We start from the raw sequence: 25075 nt of genomic DNA, 5'->3' as shown, positions 1-25075 counted from the left end.
GGACGGCAATCTGCGCCCGCAGCCGCAGATGGTCGAGGCCTGGGAGGAGGACGGCCTGACCTGGCGCTTCCGCCTGCGGGAGGGGCTGAAATTCCACGATGGCGAGCCGGTGCGCGGCCGCGACTGCATCGCCTCGATCAAGCGCTGGGCGCAGCGGGACGCGCTGGGCCAGGCCCTCATCTCCCGCACCGAGGCGATGACGGCGCCGGACGACCGCAGCTTCGAGATCCGCCTCAGCCGGCGTTTCGGCCCGATGCTGGAGACGCTTTCCAAGATCGGCCCCTCCGCCCTGTTCATCAGGCCGGAGCGGATCGCCTCGGTGGACGCGAACACCCAGATCCGCGAGACCATCGGCAGCGGCCCCTTCCGCTTCAAGGCGGATGAGCGGGTGGTGGGCGCCCGCGTGGTCTATGAGCGCAACCCGGACTACGTGCCTCGGCCGGACGGAGAGACAAGCTGGGCGGCCGGGCCGAAGCGCGTCTTTTTCGACCGCGTCGAATGGATGGTGATGCCGGATTCCGGCACCGCCGCCGCGGCGCTGCGCAATGGCGAGGTGGATTGGTGGGAGAATCCGCCGAACGACCTCGGCCCGGCGCTCCGCCGCTCCCGCGAGGTGCTGCTCAAGCGGGCCTCGCCGCTCGGCACCATCGGCACCGGCGTGTTCAACCACCTGCACCCGCCCTTCGACAAGGCGGCGGTGCGGCGGGTGGTGCTGCGGGCGACCAACCAGGCGGATTTCATGGCCGCGGCGGCGGGCGCCGACCCCTCGCTCTGGCGCGCCGATATGGGCGTCTTCACCCCGGACACGCCGCTGGCCAACACCGCCGATATCGAGGTGATCACCGGCCCCCGGGACATGGAGGCGCTGAAGCGCGAGCTGGTGGCGGCCGGCTACAGGGGGGAGACGGTGGTGCTGCTGTCGCCCACCGACCAGCCGGCGCTGGCCGCGCTTGGCGAGGTCGCGCATGACCAGCTCAAGCGGCTGGGCATGAACGTGGATTTCCGCGTCTCCGACTGGGGCACGCTGGTGCAGCGCCGGGCGAGCAGGGAGCCGCCGGAGAAGGGCGGCTGGAGCATGTTCCACACCACCTGGAACGGGCTGGACGGGCTGAACCCGGGCGTCATGCAGTATCTCCGGGCGAATGGCGAGCGCGCCTGGTTCGGCTGGCCGAACATCCCGAAGCTCGACGAGCTGCGGCTGAGCTGGTTCGACGCGCCGAATCTCGAGGCGCAGAAGAGCGTCGCCGAGGAGATCCAGCGCCTGGCCTTCCAGGAGGTGCCCTACCTGCCGACCGGCCAGTATTTCGGCTCCACCGCCTATCGGCGGACGCTCACCGAGCCGATTTCCGAGGTCTATGCCTTCTGGGGCGTGCAGCGGGTGAGCTGACGGTCCCGGCGCCGGACGCTCCCCGCAACACCGGTGCGCGGCTTTGCGGGAGCAGGAGCCGGGCGCTTCCGAGATTTCGCGCGGCCTGAAGCGGCCAGGCCGCGGCAGGTCGGCCGGCGGCGCCGGCTTCCGGCAGGCGCGGTCAGAACGCCGCGTAGCTGGCGATCAGGTCGAGCCCGGCCGCTGCCGGTCCGAAGGCGCTGACATCCACCGCCTCGGGCAGCGGCGCCGCGGCCTCGACGACGCCCAGCAGGTCGCACCGCCCCGGCCCGGCCTGCTGCACCAGGCTGCGGAGCTGGCGCAGCTCGGCGCGTCCCTCATGGAGCCGGCGCAGCCCGGCGGTGGCCGCCTCCGCCTGCTCCGGCGCCAGGTTGCGGAAGCGCAGCACCAGCAGCCGGGCGGCGGGGCCGGTGACGGCGTCGCCCGGCCAGGCCTGCTCCCCGGCGAAGCGCTGCACCCGGGCGCGGGCGGTGACCCGCTTGGTCCAGGGGCTGGAATTGCCGTGTGCGACGCGGAGATAGGCCGGCGAGTCCATGACCGCGGCACTCTCCAGATCATAAAGGGCGAGGTAGCGCGGCGTGCCGCCGCTGGCATGCATGTAGCGCAGCCCGGTGAGGAAGCCCGGCACCGCCAGCCGCTCCGGGATGTGCTCCGTGTCGTACCAGGCGTTGAACTCCTCCTCGAAACCCGGCGGCGGATGCATGAAGACGAGGAGGAAGCCCTTCTTGGCCATGGCCCGTTGCCCTTGCGCGGGAGGGGAGGGGCAGGGCGCGTCCCGCGGCCGCGCCACTCGCCTTGGTAGCCGGCATCCCCCCCGCCGGCCAGTCGGGCTTTCCACACGGCGCCGTCGCGGATATGCGCAATCACCGCTTCGGAGCATCGGCATGCCGCCCCCCATCGCGCTTGGCATCATCGGTTTCGGCATCATGGGCGAGCGCCTGCTGCGCGCGGCCCTGGCTCATGCGGCGGAGAGCGTGACGCCGGTCGCGGTCTTCGACCCGGCGCCGGAGGCGGCGGCGCGGCTGGCGGCGATCGCGCCCGACGTGCGGATGCTGGGCTCGGCCGAGGCGGTGATCGCGGCTTGCGAGTGCCTGTATGTGGCGACGCCGCCCCGCCTGCACATCCCCTTGGCGCGGGCCGCGCTGGCGGCGGGACGGGCGGTGTTCCTGGAGAAGCCGCTGGCGACCGACCTCGAGGAGGCGCGGGGCTTCGTCGCTGAGGCCGAGGCGGCGGGCGCCCGGGCGGCGGTGAATTTCCCCATGGCCTCCTCGCCGGCCGTGGCGCTGCTGGCGGAATGGCAGACGGCGCTGGTGCCGGAGCGGCTGGAGATCGGGGTTGGCTTCGCCACATGGCCCCGCGGCTGGCAGCAGGGCGCCGCGGGTTGGTTGGCACGCCGGGCGGAGGGCGGCTTCACGCGGGAGGTCGTCTCCCACTTCCTGTTCCTGACGCGGCGGCGCCTCGGCCCCCTGGCGCTGCAGGAGGCAAAGGCAACCTATCCCGCCGGCGATGGCGCGGAGACGGCGCTGCGGGCGCGGCTGACGGCGGGCGGCGTGCCGGTGACGCTGACCGGCGGCGTCGGCACCACGGCGAAGGACGACCACAACACCTGGGTGCTGAACGGCGCCATCCGGTTACGGGACTGGTCCTTCGCGGAGAAGCTGGGCGCGGATGGCGCCTGGGCGGCGCCGCCGGATGCCATGCCGAACGAGAAGATGCGGCCCCTGGTGCTGCAACGGCAATTGGCCGGCGTTGCGGCGATGACGCGGGGCGAGGCGCATCACCTGGCGACGCTGCGGGAAGCATTGGAGGTGCAGGAGATGGTGGAGGCGATGCTTGCGACCGCTTGACGTGCCGGAAGGCTATGAACTCGCCCAGCATGGCGGGCCCTATGCGCGGGAACTCGGTCCGCTCTGGGTGAAGCGGGAGCCAGGGCGCATCACCCTGGCGATGCGGGTGGAGGAAAGGCACTGCAATTCGGCCGGTGCGGCGCATGGCGGATGCATTGCCTCCCTGGCCGATCTCGGACTGGTGCACACGGCCTCGGCGCTGCGGGAGCAGCAGGGGCTGCCGAAGCAATTCCTGGTGACGGTTTCCATGAACATCGAGTTCCTGGCGCCGGCGCCGGAGGGGAGCTGGCTGGAACTGGTGGGGGAGGCGTCGCGGATCGGGCGGACGCTCTGCTTCACCGATGCCGTCATATGGGCCGATGGGAAGAAGGCGGCGCGGTGTTCCGGGGTGTTTGCGCTGGGGGCGGCCCGCCCGGCCAGCTGAGCGCCGGGCCGTGCGCGGTGGCGGTCAAACCCGCCGCGCGCCGCCTGCCGCGCAGCCTCGACCGGCACCAGCCGTGACCTGCGCGGAATTCAGGCCGGGACGGGGAAGCGGCCGTTCCAGCCGAACGGGGAAACGGCTGGCTTGCGCCGGGGCAGCAGACCTAAGGGTTCAAAGGGCCCTTCGGCCCTTTGCGGGATGGAGCTTGAGGAAGGGCAGCGCCCTTCCTCAGCCAGCGGCCTCGAGCATCGCATAGGCCAGGGTTTCGGCGCCTGCGATGAAGTCCGCCTTCTCCATCGCCTCCTGCGGATTGTGGCTGCCGTGCTGGTTGCGCACCATCAGCATGGCGCCGGGGATGCCGGAGAGACAATACATGGCCGTGTCATGCCCCACCGTGGGCAGGCGGCGCGTGCCATGGCCGAGCCTGGCGGCGCTGGCTTCCAGCTTCGCCATCAGCCCGGCATCCAGCGCCACGGGCGGCGTGCCCGCCTCCGGCCCCAGCTCGAAGCGCACGCCACGGCGTGCCTCGATCCCGGCGATGGTGCGGAGCAGCAGCTCGCGCGCCGCGGCGATCACCGTCGCGTCCGTGCCGCCGCAATTGAAGCTGAAGCGAACCTCACCCGGTACCTTGGTCATGGCGTGCTGCGCTGGGTCGGTGCCGACGATGCCGATGGTGAAGACGAAATTGTCGTCGCCCTTGGCGAGGCGCCCTTCCCAGAAGCGATCGAATTCCAGCACCAGCTCGGACAGGGCGATGACCGCATCGCGCCGATGGGCGCGCGGCACGGCGGAGGCATGGCCGTATTCGCCAAGGATCCGTGCCTCCGGGAAGCGCAGATTGCCGCGGATGCCGGTGGCGATGCCGAGCGGCAGGCCCGCGCCCTCCAGCAGCGGCCCCTGCTCGATATGCAGCTCGAAGAAGCAGGCCAGATCCTTGGGGCCGAGCACCGCGCCCTCGGCGCCGGGGAGGTCCAGCGCCACCATGTGCTCCCGCAGCGTCCTGCCGCTGTCGAAGCGCCGCAGGCCGCCGATCTCCGCCAGGGTGGAGCGGCCGAGCATCAGCCGCGCGCCGAGATAGGCGGTGGCGAACCAGGGGCTTTCCTCGCCGCGCATGGCGATGGCGTGCAGCCCGCGCCGCGGCCGCGTGCCGCTGGCCTTCGCCGCCGCCAGCACCGCCAGCGCCGCGACCGTGCCGGCAAGGCCATCATAATTCCCGCCCTGCGGCACGGAATCGAGATGCGAGCCGGCACCGACCGCAGGCAGGGACGGGTCCTGGCCCGGCCAGCGGACATGCAGGTTGCCGTAGGGATCGGCGGCAGCTGGCAGCCCGCGTTCCTCCAGCCAGGCGGTCACCGCCCGGGCCGCCTTCTGCTCGCCCTCGCCGAAGGCCGCACGGGTGATGCCGGGGCCTTCGCGCGTGGCATCGCCGATCGCTTCCATCAGCGCCCAGGCCGCCTCGGCCTCCGCCCGGATCGCCGCCGCAAAACGCGTCACGCCTCGCATCCCTCCTCGCCCTGGCGGAAGGGCGACAGGGTCGCCAGCGCCGCCATCTCCCGCTCCATGGCCGGCCTCTCCCGCGCCAGGAAATCATCCACCGCGCGCCGCAGCCCCTGATGCGCGATCCAGTGCGCGGAATAGGTGGGGGAGGGGAGGTAGCCGCGCTGGATCTTGTGCTCGCCCTGCGCCCCGGCCTCGACGCGCAGCAGCTTGTGCTCGATGGCGAAGTCGATGGCGCGGTAGTAGCAGAGCTCGAAATGCAGGAAGGGCACGTCCACAATGGCGCCCCAGTTGCGGCCGTAGAGCGCCTCCGCCCCCAGCAGGTTCAGCGCGCCCGCCACCGGCTCTCCATCCCGCTCCGCCACCATCAGCACGACCTTGTCGTCCAGCGCCTCGCCGAGCATCGGCCAGAAGCGCGAGGTGAGATAGGCGCTGCGGCCCCATTTCTTGTCCGTGGTGGATTTGTAGAAGCGGTGGAAGGCCTGCCAGTGGCGCGGCGTGATCTCATGCCCGCGCAGCGTCTTCAGGGTGAAGCCGCTGGCCGCCGCATCGCGCCGTTCCCGCTTCACCGCCTTGCGCTTGCGGCTGTTCAGCGCGCCGAGGAATTCCTCGAAGCTCGCATAGCCGCGATTGTGCCAGTGGAACTGCGTCCCCAGCCGGCGCAGCCAGCCTGCCTCGCCCAGTGCGCGCCACTCCGCTTCCTGGCAGAAGGTGACGTGGACGGAGGAAAGGCCGAGTTCGCCGCAGGCCTGCACCAGCGCCTGGCCCAGCGCCTCCGGCCCCAGGCCACTGCCTGGCCGCGCCAGCAGCCGGGGGCCCGGCACGGGGCTGAACGGGGCGCAGACCTGCAGCTTCGGGTAGTAGCTGCCGCCCGCCCGCTCGAAGGCATCGGCCCAGGACCAGTCGAAGACGTATTCGCCCTGGCTGTGGCTCTTCGCATAGCAGGGCGCGCAGGCGAGGAGCCGGCCGCCCGGGTCGCGCAGCGCCAGGTGCTGCGGCAGCCAGCCGCGCTCCCCGGTGGCGCTGCCGCTGGCTTCCAGCGCGGCCAGGAAGGCATGGCTGACGAAGGGGTTGCCGCCACCGGCGCAGGCGTCCCAATCCGCCGCCGGAACGTCGGTGATGCGCGGATGCAGGGAGAGGGTGAGGTCTGGGGCGCTATCGGGCATCGCCCGCAGCATGTGCACCGCAGCATGGGGAGGGCAAGGGCGCAGAATGCGCCCCGCCGCTCAGGCGAATTCGAACATTCCCTCGACCTCGACGGTCGCATCCCCGGGCAGGGAGGGCACGCCGATCGTGGTGCGGGCATGCCGGCCGACATCGCCGAAGATGGCGACGGCGAGGTCCGAGGCGCCGTTCATCACCTGGGCGTGCTGGGTGAATTCCGGCCCCGCGGCAATGAAGCCGCCGAGCCGGACCACCTTCGTCACCCGGTCCAGATCGCCGACTGCCGCCTGGAGCTGGGCGGCGAGGTTGACGAAACAAAGCCTCGCCGCCTGCTGCGCCGTCTCGATGGAGACGCCCGCCCCGACCTTGCCGGTGAAGACGATCTTCCTGTCCTGCAGCGGGATCTGGCCGGAGATGACGACGAGGTTCCCGGTGACGTTGTAGGCCACGTAATTGGCGATCGGCGCCGCGGGGGTGGGAAGGGTGATGCCGAGAGCGGCGAGCTTCGCCGCAACCTTGCCTGCCATGTTCCGCCTTCCTTCAGCTCACCAGCCGCAGCGTCCGCCGCCGGCCGCGTGGGCTGGCGGCCGGCAGCTCCGGCAGGTCCAGCGGCAGCAGCGGCGCCTGCTGCGCGGCGCTGCCCACCGTATCCCCCAGGCAATCCTCCTCGCTCGGCTGCGGCAGGTCGTGCCGGCCGAGATAGTCCAGCGCCAGCCGGCGGAAGGCCCAGTCCAGCACCGAGGTGGCGCGGGGGATGGCCGGGTCGCCCTCCACCACGCCGCAGGGGCCGAAGCGAGTATAGGCAAAGGCTTCCACATACTCCGCCAGCGGCACGCCCTGCTGCAGGCCAAGCGAGACGGAATGGGCGAAGGCATCCATCAGGCTGCGGAAGGCAGCGCCTTCCTTCGAGAGGCTGAAGGCCACCTCCAGCAGCCGGCCCTGCTCGTCCTCGGCGGTTCGCAACGCCACGCGATGGCCGCCGACCGAGACATGCAGGGTGGTGCCGGCGTGGCGGCGCAGCGGGGCCTGGGACTTCGGCGCCGGACGGGCAGGGGCGGGCAGGGCGACCGGCGCCGGCGGCACGGCGTGCAGGAAGGGCGCCACCGCCTGCCGCATCGCGTCGCGCGCGGTCTCGGAGACCGGCGCCAGCAGCGCCCCGGCGCGGTCCGGGTGCAGGCGGGTGGCCAGCATGGCGGCGCGGGTCGGCACCTCGGCCCATTCCCCGGCCTCGGTCAGCACCGGGCGGGTGGAGCCGGGGGCGGGGGCGATGCCACCGGTCTCGGCGCCCAGCAGCGCCTCCACCGCATCCGGCATCGCCAGGGCCACCAGCGCCTGGTGGCGCAGCCCCGGCGAGGCCGCGGCGGCATCCAGCGCGGCGCGGGCGGCGGCGGCCAAGCCCGGCACCGGGGTTGCCGCCGGCGGCACCGGCCAGAGAAGCGCCACCGGCTCCCGCGCCCCGAGTCGCGCCGCGATCCGGCCGCTCTCGGCCTCCGCCGCGCCGCGGGTCAGGGCGGCGATGCCGGCGGCGGTCGCCCGCGCCTCGCCACTGTCATAAGGCAGGCCCAGCCCGGCCAGCAGCCCGGCCAGATCGGCGAAGCCGAGTCGCAGCCGCGGCACCCGGCTGCCGGAGAGCGCATCCAGCGTCCGCACGCCAAGGGCGCAGGCGGCGGCATAGCCCTCCAGGTCGAAGCCGCCCGCGGGCTCCAGGAAGGCCGGCAGGTTGAGGAGGAAACGGGTCTCCCGCCCGCCGGCCCAGGCCTCGGCGCCCACGCTGCCGCGGCGGGACAGCAGCAGGGCGCGCAGCCCTTCGGCCAGCTCGGCCGCGCCGGCCTCGTCCAGCAGGCCGGATTTCCGCCCCGCGGCGGCGGCGCGGCGGATCCAGGCCTCGGCCGCGGCGGGCAGGCTGGCCGGCCGGCTGGTGGGGGCCAGGGCGGCGAGGGCGGCGGCCGCCTCGCCTTCCCAGTCCGGCGGCAAGGCGACCGGCCGCGGATCGCTGTCCGGATCCGCCGCCGCGCGTTGGCGCCGCAGCGCCAGACCATCCCAGAGAGTGCCCTGATAGCGTCGCATGGCGGGGATGCTAGGACCTTCGCCGCGCTGCATCTAGGGGATAGATGCATCCTCGACCGCAATATCCTGTGGATGGCGCGTGATGGGACTCGGCAGGCCCCCGGGGTCGCGCCGCCCGGCTTTTCCGCGCCACGGCGGCACCCTGCTTTGCGCCCGGCGCCGCCGCGTGCAATACCGCCGCACTCAGCCCCTGCCGAGGAGCTCCATGTCCTTCCTGCTGCGCCTCACCTCCAGGCTGACCGGCCGACAGGTCGGCACCGACCGCTTCGGCAACGTCTATTTCGAAAGCCGCCGGTTACAGCCCATTTATAACCGCCCCCGCCGCTGGGCGATCTACGCCCGTGGCGGGCGGGAGCCGACGGTGGTGCCGCCGGAGTGGCATGCTTGGCTGCACCATACCGTCGCGGAGCCCCTGCCGGAGCAGAAGCGCTACCCCTGGCAGCAGGAGCACCGGCCGAACCTGACCGGCACGCCGGAGAGCTACCGCCCCGCCGGGCATGACTATGTCGGCGGCACCCGCCGCGTGACCGGCGGCGACTACGAAGCCTGGACCCCGGGCGCCTGACCCGCATGCAAGGGCGTAGCCTGGCGGAGGTGCTCACCGGGGCCGTGGTGCTGCTGGTGGCCGCCGCCTTCCTGGCCTATGCGGTGCTGCACAGCGGCCGCGGCACGGTGGTGGCGGAGGGGATGCAACTCCGGGCGCGGTTCGACCGCATCGACGGCCTGTCCAACGGCGCCGATGTCCGGATCGCCGGCGTCAAGGTCGGCACGGTCACCGACAGCCGGATCGACCCGCAGACCTTCGGCGCCGACCTGACGCTGCGCATCGATCGCAGCCTGCGCCTGCCGGACGACACCTCGGCCGAGATCACCTCGGAGGGGTTGCTGGGCGGGAAGTATGTTTCCCTGGTGCCGGGGGGCAGCGAGAAGATCCTGGCCGATGGCGGGCGGATCACGGAAACGCAGGGCTCGGTCAGCCTTGAATCCCTGCTCGGCCGCTTCATCTTCTCCGTCACCCAGATGAACAGCGCCAACTCCCAACAGCAGCAGCAACAGGGCACGCCGGCGACGGGCTCCGGCGGCGGCGCGCCGCGATGAGCATGGCGGCCCCCGCCACCTGGCCGGGCGCCGACGGCGCGCCCATCTCCTGCCGGGAGAAGCTGAAGGTGCTGGCGGAGAACCACCGCGAGCTGGCGCAGGTGATGCAGGACGCCTTCGAGGATGCGTTGCTGATGGGCGTGGACGAGGCCGCGATGCGCGACATCCTCACCCGGCTGGTCGCCGAGCTGCCCAGCCCGAAGCGGCGCGGCTGATGCGCGGCCTGCTGCTGGCGGTGGCGTTGCTGGCCGCGATGCCGGCGGCGGCGCAGGATGCCGAGGAATGGCAGCCGAAGCGGACCGCCGAGCTGCAATTGCTGGACAAGGTGACGGCCCGGATTTCCGTCGTGCAGGCCACGGTGGGGCAGCCGGCCAATTTCGGCACCCTCTCCATCAACGTCGCCGCCTGCAATGCGAGGCCGCCGGATGAGGTGCCGGACGCCGCCGCCTGGATGGAGGTGCGGGACAGCCGCCGCCAGCCCGAGGCGCAGCTCGTCTTCCGCGGCTGGATGTTCGCCAACAACCCAGCGGTCTCGATGCTGGAGCACCCGGTCTACGACCTGCGGATCCTCGGGTGCAAGTGACGCCCGCCACGCCCCGCCATGCGGGGCGGGGGCGGGCCGAGGTGCGACGGCCGGGCGCCCTGCGCCGCAGCCGCCTTTGCGCCGCGCGCTGCCGGCCCCTTGGGCGCAGCGCGCCCGGCGCCCGCCGGGCGGGGAGGGGAGGGCGATGACCTTTCCCGTCTCCGACCATTGCGACGGGAGGCGGTTCCACAACGTCCATGACCGCACAGTGAAGACGCTGCGCGATGTCTGGCGCTGGCGCCGCACCTCCCAGCCCATCCCCTGGCCGCGCCGGGTGGACGACCCGCCGCAGCCGCCGCCGCGGCGCCTGAACGCCGGGCGGATCGCCGCCACCTTCATCGGCCATGCCAGCTTCCTTGTGCAACTCGGGGGGCGCTGCGTGCTGCTGGACCCGATCTGGTCGCCGCGCTGCAGCCCGCTGCGCTTCGCCGGGCCGCTGCGGGTGCGGGTGCCGGGCCAGGCGCTGGAGACGCTGCCGGGCTGCGACCTGCTGCTGGTCAGCCACAACCACTACGACCATATGGACCTGCCGACCCTGCGCCGGGTGCGGCAGCGCTGGCAGCCGCCCGCCGTCACCGGCCTCGGCAATGCCCGGCACCTGCGCAAGGCCGGCATCCAGGGGGCGCGGGAGCTGGATTGGTGGCAGAGCGTGGAGGTCGCCGGCCTCCGCGTCACCTATGTCCCGGCCCAGCATTTCTCCGCCCGCACCCCCTGGGACCGCAATCGCAGCCTCTGGGGCGGCTTCGTGCTGGAAGCGCCGGGGGCCTGCCTCTACTTCGCCGGGGATAGCGGCTGGTGCCCGCATTTCGCCGAGATCGCGGCGCGCTTCCCGCGCATCGATCTCGCCCTGCTGCCGATCGGCGCCTATGAGCCGCGCTTCTTCATGCGCACCCAGCACATGGACCCGGAGGAGGCGGTGGCGGCGCACCGGATCCTGCGGCCGCGCCGGAGCATCGGCATGCATTTCGGCACCTTCGCCGGCCTGACCGACGAGGCGATCGAGGCGCCGGAGGCCTGGCTGGCGGCGGCATGCGCCCGGCAGGGGGTTGCGGCGGAAGAATTCCGCACAATTCCCTTCGGGGCCACGCTGGAGATCGCGGCGGGCGGCTGACCGCTGGCGGCCCTTGTCCTTTCGCCCCGCTGCGGCGTTGGACAGGGAGCAGCTGGAGACCCTCGCATGGACGAACTACCCAAGGGCGGCCGGGAACGGATGAACACCGCCGATCCGACATCGAAGACGACGGCCGCAGAGGTGCAACAGGGCGGAACGACACAGAACCCGAAGGCCAAGGTGCCGTCCGACCTGTACCCGGATCCGCCCGGCGTGACCGATCAAAGCAAGGGCGGGCCCGACGATTGAGGGAATCGCGGCGGGCGCGCTGCCTTCGCGGCCTCGCCGCGCAGGAGCCTGCGCCACGCTGGAGCCTTGATCAAGGTTGGCATCCGGACAGCTCGCGGTTCTGTGTCATGCATGGGTCTGACCGTGCGACGCCTCCCCGGCGGGGGCGACGGGTTCGGTGGCCGAGGCTAGGCCGGCCCCATGGCGGCTCAGTGCCACTCGGCGAGTTCGACAGTGACCCCCTCTGGCCCGTCGATGAAGACCAGCGTCAAGACCAGCGTCCTCGAGTGGAATCCATGACCTGATTGCGGGTCTTGAAGCCATGTGCCTCGAGCTTCGCGGCCTCTTCCTCGACATCGTCGACCGCGAAGCAGACGTGATTCATGCCGATCTTGTTCAGGTGTCGGATCTGCGCGTCCGGCAAGGGATCCGGTGCTGGTACCGCAGGAGCTGGATCTCCGTCCGCGGCGATACATTCTCCAGAACGAGCGTCACGTGATCCGTCTTGATACGCACACGCCCATGTAAGTCGCGAACGGCTCCCCGGCGATGATCACCGACATGGCCTCCTTGAAGCCCAGAACGGCGAAGAATGCTTTCGCCTGCTCCAGATCCCGCACCACGATCCCCAGACGGGCAAAGTGCCTCGGCATGATTCGACCTCCTTGCTCAATCGCCCGCTCGTTTTCGTTCCGCGGCAGCGCTGCGGGCATGCCGTCGCGCTCCTCCGTTTTTGTTTCTATTTCGTACGAATGGCGTGGCCGGCGCCGATGCCGAGGGGGCGCCGCACCTGGAGCGTGATCGTCCCAGCCGGAGACATCGGGCGCGTCGATCACGTGGCAGGACAATAGGCTGGAGCGGCGGCGGTGAGCGAAGGCAAACCGGTCCCGCTTCAGCCGACTGCCAGCCCTCCCGGAAGCCGAGACGGGTCGACCACCTTCATCTTCCACCGACCGGCGTTAAGCCCCCGCCTTCTTGGCCGGCGACCGGCGGATGGTCGGCCAGAGGTCTGCACCTGCTCGACCGCCAGCTTCGCGATCCGCCGCGCCACCGTCGGCGCCTCTGCCAGAGGCCGGGCCCGCCCCGCGCAGCGCCTGCGCGGCCTCCAGCACCCCAGCGGGCAGGAGGCATGTCCGCATGCCGCTGCTCCGCTCGCGCTTCAGCCACGCGACTTATCGGAAATCCTGATCCCGCGCCTTTCCACGGCGTTCCTGCCCGGCAAGGGAGGGTGCGATGAGCAGCCAAGCACGGTTCCAGGAAGCGGTCATGGCCGGCGATGCGGCCTCGGTCCGGGCGATGCTGGCGGCGGAGCCCCATCTCGCCGCCCCCCGCCGCGGCGACGGCACGGACCCGGTGGTGCTGGCCGCCCGGCATGGCAGGGTGGAGGTGCTGCGCCTGCTGCTGCAGGCCGGTGGCGTCGCCCAGGCGGAAGGCGACCCGGATGGCCCGCCCACCGCCCTGATGGCGGCAGCGGAGGCGGGGCAGGAGGAGGCCGTGGCGCTGCTGCTGGAATACGGCGCCGACCCGGCGCTCCGCGACCGGCAGGGCCGCACCGCCGCCGACCTCGCGGAGGCGGCCGGCCACCATGCCCTGCGCCGCCGCCTCGCCACCCCGGCCGAGGCCGAACGGGTCGTGTGGTCAGGACCGTCGCAGTAACGCGGCGCTGAAGGCATCGCCCCGCTGCCTCGCGCGTAAGAGGAGCAACCGCGAAGGAGGCAGCCCATGGCCCGCGTGCTGGTGCTCTATTATTCCATGTATGGTCATATGGAGATCATGGCCAACGCCATTGCCGAGGGCGTCCGCGAGGCGGGCGCCGAGGCGGTGGTCAAGCGCGTGGCCGAGCTCGTGCCGCAGGAGGTGCTGGAGAAGTCCGGCGCCAAGCTCAACCAGGCCGCGCCCCTGGCCTCGCCGCAGGAGATCGACCAGTACGACGCCATCATCGTCGGCGCGCCGACGCGCTATGGCCGCATGGCGGCGCAGATGGCGCAGTTCTGGGACCAGACCGGCGGCCTCTGGGCCCGCGGCGCGCTGATCGGCAAGGTCGGCAGCGCCTTCAGCTCCACCGCCAGCCAGCATGGCGGGCAGGAGACGACGCTGATGGCGGTGCATACCATGCTGCTGCACCACGGCATGGTCATCGTCGGCCTGCCCTACAGCGCCCAGGGGCTGACGAAGCTGGACGAGGTCTCGGGCGGCACGCCCTATGGCGCCACCACCATCGCGGGCGGCAAGGGGGAGCGGCAACCGAGCGAGAATGAGCTGGAGCTGGCGCGCTTCCAGGGGAAGCATGTGGCGCAGATCACCATGAAGCTGTTCGGATGAAGGGCGGGGCTCCGCCCCGAGCCCCGGCAGGGGGCGCTGCCCCCTGCCCCCCCCCGCCGGGGCCAGGACCTCGCCCCGGACCCCGGTACGAGTCAGGGCAGCGCCGCAATCTCCCGCGCCTCGCCCGTGACCTCCAGGATGTGGACGCCGGTGTTGGCGCGGTCGACGATGTAGATCAGGCCGCGCTCGTCGGTTTCCACATTGTTGGTCTGGATCGCCCGTTTGCAGCGCGACTGGCCATCCACCGGCACGCAGCGCTCCGCGGTACGGTCGGTGATGGCCGGGATGTAGAAGCCCACCTCACGCGGCTGGTAGGGGTTGCGGATGTCGAGCGTCCGGACGCCGGCATTGAAGAAGGCGATGAAGGCCAGCTTCCGGTGGAAGACTGGCGCCGTGCTCTCATTCGAGGAATGCGCGCCGAAGCGGCCGCCGCGCGAGCAGAAATGCCCTGAGGCCTCCGGCACCGTCCAGTTGGCGACGACCATGGGGTGGCTCTCGACGGTGATGTCGGCGAACCAGACCATCTGCCGTGCCTCGTCCCGGCACTCGTTGCGCAGCGCCTCATTCACGATCATCACGAAGTCCCGCACCGCGCCGCGACCGTCATGGGCGAATTCCGCGACGGGCATGCGCAGCAACGGGTAGGCGGTGTGGGCGCCGACCCAGGGCATCATCGCCAGCCGCCCCACCTCCGGCGCGCGGAGATTCTCGTCGGTCGGTGCCGCTGGGCCCTCGATCAGCTTCTGCCGGTCAACGATCTGCACCAGCCCGCCGCTGTTCGTGCCGTAGCCGAAGTAGATCCGGTTGCCCTCGGGCCCGGTGGAGATGCCGCCATGCAACTCGGTCGGGATGGCCCCGTGCTCGCCATGCTGCTGGGTGGCCGCCTGTCCCTCTGGCACCTGCTGCCCGGGCAGGCCGAAATCGCGGATGTGGCGCGGCTTGGCCGGGTCGCTCAGGTCGAAGACCTGGGTCATCCGCCGCACCCGCCAGGGCGGCTGGTTGCCGGAGACGAGGAAGGCGATGCCGGTGTCGCATTCCCACCAGTTCTTGTGCGTGTGCCCGGCCGGGATGCGCGCCAGCAGCCGCGGCTGCGCCGGGTCCGTCACGTCGAAGAGCTGGTGGCCGGCATTGCCCTGGGTCCGCAGCATGGTGAAGCCCGCCGGGTTGGCGGCGCCGCGGAGCTGGCGGTTGTCGCAGACCCGCACCATCTGCGCCCCCCCTTCCTCGTCCAGCCCTTCCTCGCCCGGGATATGCGCCAAGTAGCGAGGATTCGCCGGGTCGGTGACGTCGAGGATGGAGGTGCCGTTGAACTCCCGCTGTCCGGTCATCGGGTTGAGCGGCTTCGGCTCCGCCGCGTTGCCGCCATGGTGGCCGACATAGAGGATCCAGCGATCCCCCTGGCGGTGGACGGTCGGCTGGTAGGCGCTGCGGCCCTGCAGGTCGTGGTGGCCGAGCAGCCGCATGTTCCGGCTCTCGGCAGCCGGCTGGCTCGGCTGCTGGCTTTGGGCCAGGGCCGGCGCGGCCGCCAGGAGAGCGGCCAGCACCGAGGCTGGCAGGCGATGACCCATGGTGCTTTCCTCCCCGCCCGGTCGCCGGGCGTGGCGGCCAGGGTAGCGCCGGCGGCAGCGGCGCTGCGCGCCGATCCGCCTGCGTATCCTTGCCCCGCAGCCGGGACGGACGCGGCGGCGCGACCCGGCGCTGGCCCCGTTGCCCCCATTTTCCCCGACTTCGCGCTTGCAAATCGCCGCCGGAGGGGGCATCTGCACGCCCGATACCACTCCGACGAGTCAGACCGTTCGGCGGGCGGCACCGGTGCTGGGGAAGGTCCTTTCGGGACCGGCCCTGGGAGGACCGGATGGCCGGGCCCGCCTTCGCCTATGGAGGCCCATCGTGGCGCGTACCCCGCTCGACCGCATCCGCAACATCGGCATCACGGCGCATATCGACGCCGGCAAGACGACGACGACCGAGCGGATCCTCTACTACACCGGCAAGTCCCACAAGATCGGTGAGGTCCACGAGGGCAACACCACCACCGACTACATGGCGCAGGAGCGTGAGCGGGGCATCACCATCACCTCCGCCGCCGTGACGGCGGAGTGGAAGGGTCACCGGATCAACGTCATCGACACGCCCGGCCACATCGACTTCAACATCGAGGTGAACCGGTCGCTGCGCGTGCTGGACGGCGCGGTCTTCGTCATCGAGGGCGTGGCCGGCGTGCAGCCGCAGTCCGAGACCAATTGGCGCCTGGCGGACCGCTACAACGTCCCGCGCATCATCTACATCAACAAGCTGGACCGCACCGGCGCCGACTTCTTCCGCGCGGCCGACACCCTGACCGAGAAGCTCGGCATCAACTGGGTGACGCTGCAGCTGCCGATCGGCATCGAGGACACCCTGAAGGGCATCGTCGACCTGGTCGAGATGAAGGCGCTGATCTGGGAAGGCGACGAGCTGGGCGCGAAGTACCATGAGGCGCCGATCCCGGACGACCTGAAGGACAAGGCCGCCGAATACCGCGCGAAGCTGCTCGACACCGTCGTCGGCGTCGATGAGGCGGCGATGGAGGAGTATTTCGACAAGGGGGATGTCGGCGTCGAGACGCTGAAGCGTTGCATCAAGAAGGGCACCATCTCCGGCGAGTTCCGCCCGGTGGTCTGCGGCTCCTCCTTCAAGAACAAGGGCGTGCAGCCGCTGCTCGACGCGGTGGTGGACTACCTGCCGAGCCCGGTGGACATCGAGGGCATCAAGGTCGCCCCCGAGGAAGGCCAGAGCGAGGAGAGCGAGCGCCGCATCATCGAGGTGAGCGAGGACGGGCCCTTCGCCGGCCTGGCCTTCAAGATCATCAACGACAAGTACGGCAACCTCACCTTCGTCCGCGTCTATCGCGGCGTGCTGCGCTCCGGTGACCAGGTGCTGAACAGCACCAAGGGCCACAAGGAGCGCGTCGGGCGCATGTTCCAGATGCACGCCGACAAGCGCGAGGAGATCAAGGAGGTCTTCGCCGGCGACATCGCGGCCTTCGTCGGGTTGAAGGACACCGGCACGGGTGACACCCTGGCGGCGCAGGAGGATCCGGTGGTCCTCGAGCGCATGGCCTTCCCGGTCCCGGTCATCGACATCTCCGTCGAGCCGAAGACCAAGGAGGGCATCGAGAAGATGACCCTCGGCCTGCAGAAGCTGGCGGGCGAGGATCCCAGCCTGCGCCTGCGCACGGACCAGGAGACCGGCCAGACCATCCTCTCCGGCATGGGCGAGCTGCATCTCGAGATCATCATCGACCGCCTGAAGCGCGAATACGGCGTGGACGCCAATATCGGCGCGCCGCAGGTGGCCTATCGTGAGACCATCACCAAGTCCCACACCGAGACCTACACCCACAAGAAGCAGTCGGGTGGCTCGGGCCAGTACGCCGAGGTGAAGATCACCTTCGAGCCGCTGGAGCGGAACCAGGGGATCGAGTTCGTCAACGCCGTGGTCGGCGGCTCGGTGCCGAAGGAATACATCCCGGCGGTCGACAAGGGCATCAAGGTGCAGGCCGATACCGGCGTGCTGGCCGGCTTTCCGACGGTGGACTTCAAGTTCACCCTGGTGGATGGCAAGTACCACGACGTCGACTCGAGCGCCCTGGCCTTCGAGATCGCCGCCAAGGCCTGCTTCCGCGAGGGCATGAAGAAGGCCGGCCCGGTGATCCTGGAGCCGATCATGGATGTGGAGGTGACCACCCCGCAGGACCATGTCGGCGACGTGGTGGGCGACCTGAACCGCCGCCGCGGCGTGATCCAGAGCCAGGACATGGCCGGCACCTCGGTCATCGTCCGGGCGCATGTGCCGCTGAAGGAGATGTTCGGCTACATCTCCAACCTGCGGGGCATGACCAAGGGTCGCGCCTCCTTCTCCATGCAGTTCCACCACTACGATCCGGTGCCGCGCAATGTGGCGGATGAGATCATGAAGAACTCCGCCTGATTCGGCAGGCCGGACGGTCCAGGCACGGCGCGGCGGGGCAACCCGCCGCGCCGTTTGCTTTTCCAGGGGGCGGGGCGCTATGCCGCGCTCATGCTCGATTTCAGCGCCCTCCGCATCCTCGTCCTCGGCGACGTCATGTTGGACCGCTTCCTCTACGGGGAGGTGGAGCGGATCTCGCCCGAGGCGCCCGTGCCCGTGCTGCGGCAGCGCCGGGCCCGCGCCATGCCGGGCGGGGCGGGCAATGTGGCGCGGAACATCTCGGCGCTGGGCGGCCAGGCGGTGCTGGTCGGGCTGGTCGGCCAGGATGCCGCGGCGGCGGAATGCCGCGCCCTGCTGGCGGAGGATGCCCGCATCGCCGATGCGCTGGTCGCCAGCTCCTCCCGCCCCACCGTGTGTAAGATGCGCGTCATTGCCGGCACCCAGCAGGTCGTGCGCATCGATGACGAGGTGACGGGCCCGGCCGATGCCGCCGAGGCCGCCGCGCTGGTCGCGGCGGTGGAGGCGGCGCTGCCCGGCTGCGGCGCGCTGATCCTCTCGGACTATGCCAAGGGCGTGCTGGCGCCCGGCACCGTCGCCGCCGCCATCGCCGCCGCCAAGGCACGCGGCGTGCCGGTCTTCGCCGACCCGAAGAGCGAGGATTTCGGCCTCTACCGCGGCGCCGACTGCCTGACCCCCAATGCCCGCGAGCTCGCCCGCGCCGCCCGCGCCCCCGCTGGGACGGAGGCGGAGGTCGAGGCGGCCGCCCGCCGGGTGATGGCCGGAGCCGGCCTGCCCGCCCTGCTGTGCACGCGGGCGGAGAAGGGGATGATGCTGGTCCGCGCCGACGGCCCCGCCACCGGCGTCCCGGCCGAGGCGCGGGAGGTCTTCGACGTCTCCGGCGCCGGGGATACGGTCATCGCCACCCTGGCCCTCGCCCATGCCGCCGGCAAGCCGCTGGAGGAGGCGATGGGCATCGCCAATACGGCGGCCGGCATCGTGGTCGGCAAGCTGGGCACGGCGACGGTCAGCGCGGATGAGCTGGCCCATGCCCTCCGCGCCGGCAGTGGCTCCGCCCCGGGGGAGGAGGCGCTGCTGGACTGGGCGGCGGCGCGGCGCCTGGTGGCGGAATGGAAGGCCCATGGCCTCCGCGTCGGCTTCACCAATGGCTGTTTCGACATCCTCCATGCCGGCCATGTGGCGCTGCTGCGCGCTGCCCGCCGGCGCTGCGACCGGCTGGTGGTGGGGCTGAACACGGATGCCAGCGTGGCCCGGCTGAAGGGGCCGGAAAGGCCGGTGAACAGCCTGGCGGACCGGGCGGCGGTGATCTCGGCGCTGGCCTCGGTGGATGCGGTGGTCGGCTTCGGGCAGGACACGCCGCTGGAGCTGATCCGGCTGCTGCTGCCGGACGTGCTGGTGAAGGGCGCGGATTACAGCATCGAGCAGGTGGTGGGCGCCGATGTGGTGCAGGCCGCCGGCGGCGAGGTGGCGCTGATCGAGCTGGTGCCGGGGCGCTCCACGACGAACACCATCGCCAGGCTCAGGCGGTAGGGGCACCTTGCGGGCGCCCGGCTGAAACAGGGACAGGGATCGAGGTCTTGCCCGTTGGCGGCGGTGCCGCCAACCCCCACCGGGGACCGGTCCCCGGACCCTGGTGTAAGCTCGGATCCGTGGGCTGAGCCGGCAGGACCCCGGAGCCCCCCGTTTCCCATTTCCGATAGCCTGCTAAGCTCTTTCCCAACCCCGGTTCGGGGAAGGGGAGGAGGCCTGCATGGCGCAGCCCGGCTACGAGGCCATCATCATCGGCGCCGGCATCGCCGGCATGTATCAGCTCTACCGGCTGCGGGAGCTCGGCATGCGCGTCCGCGTCTTCGAGGCCGGCAGCGATGTCGGCGGCACTTGGTACTGGAACCGCTACCCCGGCGCCCGCTTCGATTCCGAAAGCTGGTCCTATGGCTATTCCTTCAGCCAGGAGCTGCTGCAGGAATGGGAATGGCCGGAGCATTTCGCCGCGCAGCCGGACACGCTGCGCTACCTGAACCACGTCGCCGACAAATTCGACCTGCGGCGGGACATGCAGTTCCACAGCCGCGTCACCGCCGCGACCTGGGACGAGGCGGCGACGCGCTGGACCATCACCCTGGAAAGCGGCGAGCAGGCGAGCGCGCCCCTGCTCATCACCGCCCTCGGGCCGCTTTCCGCCTATACCCTGCCGAACATCCCCGGGCGGGACGATTTCGCCGGCCCCGCCTTCCACACCGCCCGCTGGCCGCGGGAAGGCGTCGATCTCCGCGGCAAGCGCGTCGGCATCATCGGCACCGGCGCGACGGCCATCCAGACCATCCAGACCATCGCCAAGGAGGTCGGGCACCTCACGGTATTCCAGCGCACGCCGAACTGGGCGGCGCCGCTGCACAACCGCCCGATCACGCCGGAGGAGCAGGCGCAGATCAAGGCGAGCTATGCCGAGATCTTCGAGCGCTGCCGCCAGACCGATACCTGCTTCATCCACCAGGCCGATCCGCGCCGCGCGCTGGATGTCTCGCCTGAAGAGCGCGAGGCCTTCTGGGAGAAGCTCTATGCCGAGCCGGGCTTCGGCATCTGGGTCGGCAATTTCCGCGACGTGCTGGTGGACCCGGCGGCGAATGCCCTGATGACGGAATGGGCCAAGAAGAAGATCCGCGAGCGGGTGAAGGACCCCGTCACGGCGGAGAAGCTGATCCCGAAGAACCACGGCTTCGGCACCCGCCGCCTGCCGCTCGAGAGCGGCTATTACGAGGTGTACAACCAGCCCAATGTCGAGCTGGTGGACATCAACGAGACGCCGATCGAGCGCATCACCCCCCGCGGCATCCGGACCAGCGAGCGGGAGCATGAATTCGACATCCTGATCTACGCCACCGGCTTCGACGGCGTGACCGGCCCCTATGACCGCATCGCCATCACCGGCCCGGGCGGGCGCAGCCTCCGGGAGGATTGGCGGGGCACCCCGCGCACCTTCCTCGGCGTGCTAGCGGAGGGCTTCCCGAACATGCTGATGGTCCTCGGCCCCCACACCGCCCGCGGCAACATCCCGCGCAACATCGAGGAGATCGTGGACTGGCTCACCGGCCTCGTCCGCTACATGCGCGAGCATGGCCACCGGCGCGTGGAGGCGCGGGAGGCAGCGGTGGAGGATTGGGCGCAGCATGTCGAGAAAGCGGCCGCCGGGCTGCTCTTCACCCAGGTGGCTTCCTGGCAGACCGGGGTGAACCGCAATGTCGAGGGGCGGGAGGAGGTGCGGCGCACCCTCGGCTATTATGGCGGGGCGGTGAAGTACCGGCGCATCTCCGCGCGGGTGGCGGCGGAGGGCTACCGGGAGCTGCGCTTCGCCTGATGGTCAGCCTGCGCCGGGCCGGCTAGCCTCGTCGCCAACCGCAAGGGAGGACAGGCCATGGCCCGCCGCTTCATCGACATCTCCGTGCCGCTCAAGGCCGGGATCAAATCCGACCCGCCGGGGATGGAGCCGAAGATCGAGTATGTGAACCACCACCAATCCGCCCCGCGCATGGCGGAGTATATGGGGGTGAAGGTCTCCGACCTGCCCGAGGGCGAGTACGCGGCGGTGGAGCGGGTGGACATCTCCACCCATAACGGTACGCATCTGGACGCGCCCTACCACTACTTCTCCCGCATGAACGAGCGGCTGAAGCCGGGCGGCGAGCCCTCCTGGCGGATCGACGAGGTACCGCTGGAATGGTGCCACCAGCCCGGGGTGAAGCTGGATTTCCGGCATTTCGAGGACGGCTATGTGGTGCAGCCCGGCGATGTGGAGGCGGAGCTGAAGCGCATCGGCCACAGGCTGAAGCCGCTCGAGATCGTCGTGGTGAACACCAGCGCCGGGGCCCGCTATGGCGAGGATGACTACATCGACCGCGGCTGCGGAATGGGGAAGGCGGCGACGCTCTGGCTGCTGGAGCGCGGGGTGCGGCTGGTCGGCACCGATGGCTGGTCCTGGGACGCGCCCTTCAGCCACACCCGCCGCCGCATCGCCGCGGGCGGCAGCCCGGAGCTGATCTGGGAAGGCCACCGGGCAGGGCGGGAGATCGGCTACTCCCACCTCGAGAAGCTGCACAATCTGGAGGTGCTGCCGCCGGACGCGTTCCAGGTGGTGTGCTTCCCGGTGAAGGTGCACCGGGGCTCGGCCGGCTGGACGCGGGCAGTGGCGATCATCGACGACTGAGGGGAGGGGGGCCGGCGCGGCCGCGCCGTGACCGCCCCGCTCCCGCCCGGGAGGCTTGCCGGGTTTCCAGCGAATGGAGCGGACAGGCAGGCCACCGAAAGCAAAGCCTGGCGTCCGATCCCGAAAGCCGCGGGAATTCGGGATCGGGACACCAGGGCCGGTTGCCTGGCGTGCAGCCGGTCCCGTCGGTTTGCCGGAGGGCAGGACCGCGGCCGCCAGGCCGGAGCCCCGCCTTCCTCGGGCCCTTCGACGCCGGCGGGAAGAGCCTGGGAGGCGCCGCGCCTCATGGCGTGCCGCCCCTTGCCCCGTTGACCCATCCCCCGCCCTCCCGCATCGTCCCGGCAACGACTATCGGGGAAACCTCCAGATGCTGCCCACCCGTCGCGGCCTGCTGCTCGGCGCTCTGGCCACGCCCATGCTGGCCATGCCCGCCCTGGCCCAGGCGCCCTGGCGCCCCAACCGGCCGGTGCGCGTCGTCGTGCCCTTCCCGCCGGGCGGCGCCACGGACATGCTCGCCCGCCTCATCTCCCAGCGTCTCGGCGACCGGCTGGGCCAGCCCCTGGTGGTGGAGGACCGGCCGGGCGGCGTCGGCGTCGTCGCCAGCCAGAACATCCTGGCCTCGCCGGCGGATGGCCATGCGCTGATCCTCGCCACCTGCGACACCCATACCGTTATGCCGGCGGCGAACCCGAAGCTGCCCTTCAGGGCGGAGGATTTCGTCCCCGTCACCGGCATCGCCAATGTGGTCATGGCGCTGATCGCGCGGCCCGGCCTCGGCACTGCCAACCTTCAGCAATTCCTGGAAAAGGCCCGCGGCGCGCAGCCGGCGCTCACCTATGGCTCCTATGGCGTCGCCACCGTCTCCCACGCCGCGGGGGAGATGGTGAAGCAGGCGGCGCGCCTCGACCTCACGCACATTCCCTATGGCGGGGCCGGGCCGGCCATGCTCGCCGCCACGGCGGACCAGGTCGATGTCACGGTGGTGCCCGTGGCGGTGGGCCAGCCGCAGCGTGGCCGTTCCAATATGCTGGCCGTGCTTTCGGCCGAGCGCTTCCCTCTGGTGCCGGAGGTGCCGACCATGGCGGAGGCCGGCATGCCGGTGATTGCCGATGCCTGGATCGGGCTGCTCGCCGCCCCCGGCACGCCGCGCCCCGTGGCGGAGGCGCTGCACGCCGCCGTGGCGGAGGTCCTCTCCACCGCCGACTTCGCCGAGACGTTGAAGACCAACGGCTTCAGCCAGCTGGGCTATGGCCCCGCCCGCTATGCCGAATACCTGAAGGCGGAGGCCGCACGCTGGGGCAAGGTGGTGCGCGAGGCGCACATCACGCTGGAGGGTTAAGCACAGCGCCGAGCCGCCCCCAGGGCGCCGAGGCCCCCGTGGCAGGCCACCAGGGAGGGGCTTGCCTCCGATGCTGGCTGTTTCGGCGGGTGGCTCCGTGCCGGGCATGCTGTGCGGACGCGGCTGAACGCCGGCGAGCGGACGGGTTGGGCCTTGGCCCGTCGAGGTCTGGACATACCGGCTGTCGGCACTCCCGGGGCGCGACCTGCCCGGCAGGGAACGCGCCGCGCAACGCGCTGGCAGCGGACAGGGTACGGCACCGCCAAGCGTCCCCGGCTGCGTCGGGCGAACGCCGTCGGGCGCTGGCCGGCGCCAATATCGCCTGGTTTCCGAGGCAGAGGAGTTGCATGCCTCGGCATGCCATGCGATCCGGTTCGCCCTGGCGCCCGATAACGCCAGCTCCTTTGACCGAAGAGTTCAAAACATGTTGGAGAGAGACAACATCCTCGACCTGGCGCTTACCCGCCTGGATGAGGCGGCGCGGCATCTTCAGATCGATGGGGATGTGCTCGAGCGGCTGAAATATCCTCGGGAGACTACCAAGGTCCGGCTGACGATCCGGATGGATGATGGCTCGCGGAAGTCGTTTCTTGCCTGGCGCTGTCGCTATGACGACACGCGGGGGCCGACCAAGGGTGGCATTCGCTTCCACCCCGAGGCCACGGTCGAGGAGGTCGAAACCCTCGCCTTCTGGATGACCTTCAAATGCGCCGTCATGGATCTGCCCTACGGTGGCGGCAAGGGCGCCGTGCGGGTCGATCCCCGGTCCCTCTCCAAGGCGGAGCTGGAGCGGCTGTCGCGCGCCTATGTGCAGGCATTCTCCCGGATCATCGGGCCGGACCGGGACATTCCGGCGCCCGACGTCTACACGAACGCCATGATCATGGGCTGGATGGCGGATGAGTATTCCACGATCGTCGGCCAATCCGTCCCCGCGGTGATCACGGGCAAGCCGATCGCCCTTGGTGGCTCGCTTGGCCGCGAGGATGCGACCGCGCGCGGCGGCTACTACCTGGTGTCCCGCTTGGCCCGCGATCTCGGCCTGGATGGCCGGATGCGCGTCGCGGTACAGGGCTTCGGCAATGCCGGCCAGTTCATCGCCAAGCTGTTGGCGGCGGACGGGCACCGCATCGTTGCCGTCTCGGATTCGCGCGGTGCGGTGTATCACCCCGAGGGCCTGGATCTGGACGCCTTGCTGCGTGCTAAGGACACCGGCCAGCCGGTGACGGCCATCGCCGGGCAGGGCGGCGTGAAGCCGCTGGCGCCCGAGGATCTGGTCGCTGTGGACTGCGACCTGCTGGTCCCCGCGGCCCTCGAGAACATGGTCCATGAGGGGAATGCCGAGCGGGTCCGCGCCCGGGTGGTGCTCGAACTCGCCAACGGCCCAGTCACGCCGGAGGCGGATCGCATCCTGGAGGCGCGGAAGGTCGTCATCCTGCCGGATATCCTGGCGAATGCCGGCGGCGTCACGGTCTCCTACTTCGAATGGGTGCAGAACCGGCAGGGCTTCTACTGGCCGGTCGAGGAAGTGCACCAGCGCCTGAAGGCGCTCATGGAGCGGGAGGGCAGCAAGGTCTGGGCCATTGCGCGCGAGCGGCAGGTCTCCCCGCGCACGGCGGCCTATATCCATGCCCTCTCGCGCCTGGCGGGCGCCATCGAGGCACACGGGACTCAGCAGTTCTTCACCAGCTAGAGCGTTTTCGGTTTACAGGCGTTCACCGAAAACGCTCTACGCCTTTGTTTGCAGAGCAGATTCACGCCTTCGGGCGCTGCCGCCCTACGGCGATCTGCTCTAGAGAAATCCGACCGGTTGGAACCACCTGATCGGATTTCTTGTCCTA

Annotated in this window: 24 protein-coding genes and 1 pseudogene; 17 read left to right on the top strand and 8 right to left on the bottom strand. The window is 70.9% G+C overall.

What is annotated here, in order from left to right; translation table 11 throughout:
• The coding region (locus NJ376_RS08935; protein WP_252952893.1) for an ABC transporter substrate-binding protein at positions 1-1387 on the top strand (1387 nt) is incomplete at its 5' end.
• 142 nt (positions 1388-1529) lie between these two features.
• Here NJ376_RS08935 and NJ376_RS08930 read toward each other — a convergent pair.
• Entirely contained in the window at positions 1530-2120 is a 591-nt protein-coding gene (locus NJ376_RS08930) for a DUF4286 family protein (RefSeq protein WP_252952892.1), read from the bottom strand.
• Between the two features lie 151 nt (positions 2121-2271).
• On the opposite strand from NJ376_RS08930, the gene NJ376_RS08925 reads away from it, so the two are divergent.
• Together NJ376_RS08925 and NJ376_RS08920 are read left to right on the top strand one after the other, a co-directional pair.
• Positions 2272-3234: a Gfo/Idh/MocA family oxidoreductase gene (locus NJ376_RS08925; protein WP_252952891.1), complete on the top strand. Its 963-nt coding sequence runs from the start codon at positions 2272-2274 to the stop codon at positions 3232-3234.
• Positions 3221-3658: a PaaI family thioesterase gene (locus NJ376_RS08920; RefSeq protein WP_252952890.1), complete on the top strand. Its 438-nt coding sequence runs from the start codon at positions 3221-3223 to the stop codon at positions 3656-3658. Before NJ376_RS08925 ends, NJ376_RS08920 begins: the two co-directional genes overlap by 14 nt.
• Positions 3659-3883: 225 nt before the next feature.
• Here the strand turns inward: NJ376_RS08920 and NJ376_RS08915 are convergent, their stop codons facing one another.
• Genes NJ376_RS08915 through NJ376_RS08900 form a run of 4 tightly spaced genes read right to left on the bottom strand, consistent with a single transcriptional unit; the run spans position 3884 to position 8383 of the window.
• Positions 3884-5149, bottom strand: a complete 1266-nt coding sequence (locus NJ376_RS08915) for a Zn-dependent hydrolase (protein WP_252952889.1) — start codon at positions 5147-5149, stop codon at positions 3884-3886.
• Positions 5146-6318 (bottom strand): GNAT family N-acetyltransferase, encoded by a 1173-nt coding sequence (locus NJ376_RS08910; RefSeq protein ID WP_252952888.1) that lies wholly within the window; start codon positions 6316-6318, stop codon positions 5146-5148. Before NJ376_RS08910 ends, NJ376_RS08915 begins: the two co-directional genes overlap by 4 nt.
• A 60-nt stretch (positions 6319-6378) precedes the next feature.
• Positions 6379-6843: a RidA family protein gene (locus tag NJ376_RS08905; RefSeq protein WP_252952887.1), complete on the bottom strand. Its 465-nt coding sequence runs from the start codon at positions 6841-6843 to the stop codon at positions 6379-6381.
• Between the two features lie 13 nt (positions 6844-6856).
• Positions 6857-8383, bottom strand: coding sequence for a TSCPD domain-containing protein (locus tag NJ376_RS08900; protein WP_252952886.1), 1527 nt, complete (start codon positions 8381-8383; stop codon positions 6857-6859).
• 205 nt (positions 8384-8588) lie between these two features.
• On the opposite strand from NJ376_RS08900, the gene NJ376_RS08895 reads away from it, so the two are divergent.
• The 6 genes from NJ376_RS08895 (at position 8589) to NJ376_RS08870 (ending at position 11424) form a co-directional block, all read left to right on the top strand.
• Positions 8589-8948, top strand: coding sequence for an NADH-ubiquinone oxidoreductase subunit NDUFA12 family protein (locus tag NJ376_RS08895; RefSeq protein WP_252952885.1), 360 nt, complete (start codon positions 8589-8591; stop codon positions 8946-8948).
• Positions 8949-8953: 5 nt separating this feature from the next.
• Positions 8954-9481, top strand: coding sequence for an outer membrane lipid asymmetry maintenance protein MlaD (mlaD, locus tag NJ376_RS08890; protein WP_252952884.1), 528 nt, complete (start codon positions 8954-8956; stop codon positions 9479-9481).
• Between the two features lie 2 nt (positions 9482-9483).
• Complete coding sequence (locus tag NJ376_RS08885; RefSeq protein ID WP_252952899.1) at positions 9484-9696, top strand: hypothetical protein; 213 nt, start codon at positions 9484-9486, stop codon at positions 9694-9696.
• Complete coding sequence (locus NJ376_RS08880; protein ID WP_252952883.1) at positions 9696-10064, top strand: DUF2155 domain-containing protein; 369 nt, start codon at positions 9696-9698, stop codon at positions 10062-10064. Before NJ376_RS08885 ends, NJ376_RS08880 begins: the two co-directional genes overlap by 1 nt.
• Positions 10065-10209: 145 nt before the next feature.
• The gene (locus NJ376_RS08875) at positions 10210-11175 is read left to right on the top strand and encodes an MBL fold metallo-hydrolase (protein ID WP_252952882.1); all 966 of its coding nucleotides are present in this window, start codon (positions 10210-10212) and stop codon (positions 11173-11175) included.
• Positions 11176-11241: 66 nt separating this feature from the next.
• Positions 11242-11424: a hypothetical protein gene (locus NJ376_RS08870; RefSeq protein ID WP_252952881.1), complete on the top strand. Its 183-nt coding sequence runs from the start codon at positions 11242-11244 to the stop codon at positions 11422-11424.
• Positions 11425-11671: 247 nt separating this feature from the next.
• Here NJ376_RS08870 and NJ376_RS08865 read toward each other — a convergent pair.
• Both NJ376_RS08865 and NJ376_RS08860 read right to left on the bottom strand, forming a co-directional pair.
• Positions 11672-11884, bottom strand: a pseudogene (locus NJ376_RS08865) (VOC family protein); the annotation flags it as partial.
• Positions 11885-11894: 10 nt separating this feature from the next.
• A complete protein-coding gene (locus tag NJ376_RS08860; RefSeq protein ID WP_252952879.1) occupies positions 11895-12116 on the bottom strand; it encodes a hypothetical protein in 222 nt (73 codons plus the stop codon).
• A 520-nt stretch (positions 12117-12636) separates the two neighbouring features.
• Between NJ376_RS08860 and NJ376_RS08855 the strand changes: the two genes are divergently transcribed.
• Together NJ376_RS08855 and wrbA are read left to right on the top strand one after the other, a co-directional pair.
• The gene (locus NJ376_RS08855) at positions 12637-13059 is read left to right on the top strand and encodes an ankyrin repeat domain-containing protein (protein ID WP_252952878.1); all 423 of its coding nucleotides are present in this window, start codon (positions 12637-12639) and stop codon (positions 13057-13059) included.
• Positions 13060-13125: 66 nt separating this feature from the next.
• A complete protein-coding gene (wrbA, locus tag NJ376_RS08850) occupies positions 13126-13725 on the top strand; it encodes an NAD(P)H:quinone oxidoreductase (RefSeq protein ID WP_252952877.1) in 600 nt (199 codons plus the stop codon).
• A 92-nt stretch (positions 13726-13817) separates the two neighbouring features.
• Here wrbA and NJ376_RS08845 read toward each other — a convergent pair whose 3' ends face one another.
• Positions 13818-15293 carry an LVIVD repeat-containing protein gene (locus tag NJ376_RS08845; RefSeq protein WP_252952876.1) on the bottom strand — a complete coding sequence of 492 codons (1476 nt, stop codon included), beginning with the start codon at positions 15291-15293 and terminating at the stop codon, positions 13818-13820.
• Positions 15294-15615: 322 nt separating this feature from the next.
• Here NJ376_RS08845 and fusA point away from each other — a divergent pair, with 322 nt between their 5' ends.
• The 6 genes from fusA (at position 15616) to NJ376_RS08815 (ending at position 24927) form a co-directional block, all read left to right on the top strand.
• Positions 15616-17697, top strand: a complete 2082-nt coding sequence (gene fusA / locus NJ376_RS08840) for an elongation factor G (RefSeq protein WP_252952875.1) — start codon at positions 15616-15618, stop codon at positions 17695-17697.
• Between the two features lie 90 nt (positions 17698-17787).
• Positions 17788-19224 carry a bifunctional D-glycero-beta-D-manno-heptose-7-phosphate kinase/D-glycero-beta-D-manno-heptose 1-phosphate adenylyltransferase HldE gene (gene hldE, locus NJ376_RS08835; protein ID WP_252952874.1) on the top strand — a complete coding sequence of 479 codons (1437 nt, stop codon included), beginning with the start codon at positions 17788-17790 and terminating at the stop codon, positions 19222-19224.
• 220 nt (positions 19225-19444) lie between these two features.
• The gene (locus NJ376_RS08830) at positions 19445-21049 is read left to right on the top strand and encodes a flavin-containing monooxygenase (RefSeq protein WP_252952873.1); all 1605 of its coding nucleotides are present in this window, start codon (positions 19445-19447) and stop codon (positions 21047-21049) included.
• Between the two features lie 57 nt (positions 21050-21106).
• The gene (locus NJ376_RS08825; RefSeq protein ID WP_252952872.1) at positions 21107-21895 is read left to right on the top strand and encodes a cyclase family protein; all 789 of its coding nucleotides are present in this window, start codon (positions 21107-21109) and stop codon (positions 21893-21895) included.
• Positions 21896-22262: 367 nt separating this feature from the next.
• The gene (locus tag NJ376_RS08820; protein WP_252952871.1) at positions 22263-23234 is read left to right on the top strand and encodes a Bug family tripartite tricarboxylate transporter substrate binding protein; all 972 of its coding nucleotides are present in this window, start codon (positions 22263-22265) and stop codon (positions 23232-23234) included.
• Positions 23235-23658: 424 nt separating this feature from the next.
• Complete coding sequence (locus NJ376_RS08815) at positions 23659-24927, top strand: Glu/Leu/Phe/Val family dehydrogenase (protein ID WP_252952870.1); 1269 nt, start codon at positions 23659-23661, stop codon at positions 24925-24927.
• Positions 24928-25075 lie beyond the last annotated feature (148 nt).

Origin of the sequence: Siccirubricoccus soli (assembly GCF_024178315.1) — a bacterium.
Classification (GTDB): domain Bacteria; phylum Pseudomonadota; class Alphaproteobacteria; order Acetobacterales; family Acetobacteraceae; genus Siccirubricoccus; species Siccirubricoccus soli.
The sequence above is the reverse complement of the archived record's forward strand: the minus strand, read 5'-3'. Positions and strand labels throughout refer to the sequence as shown.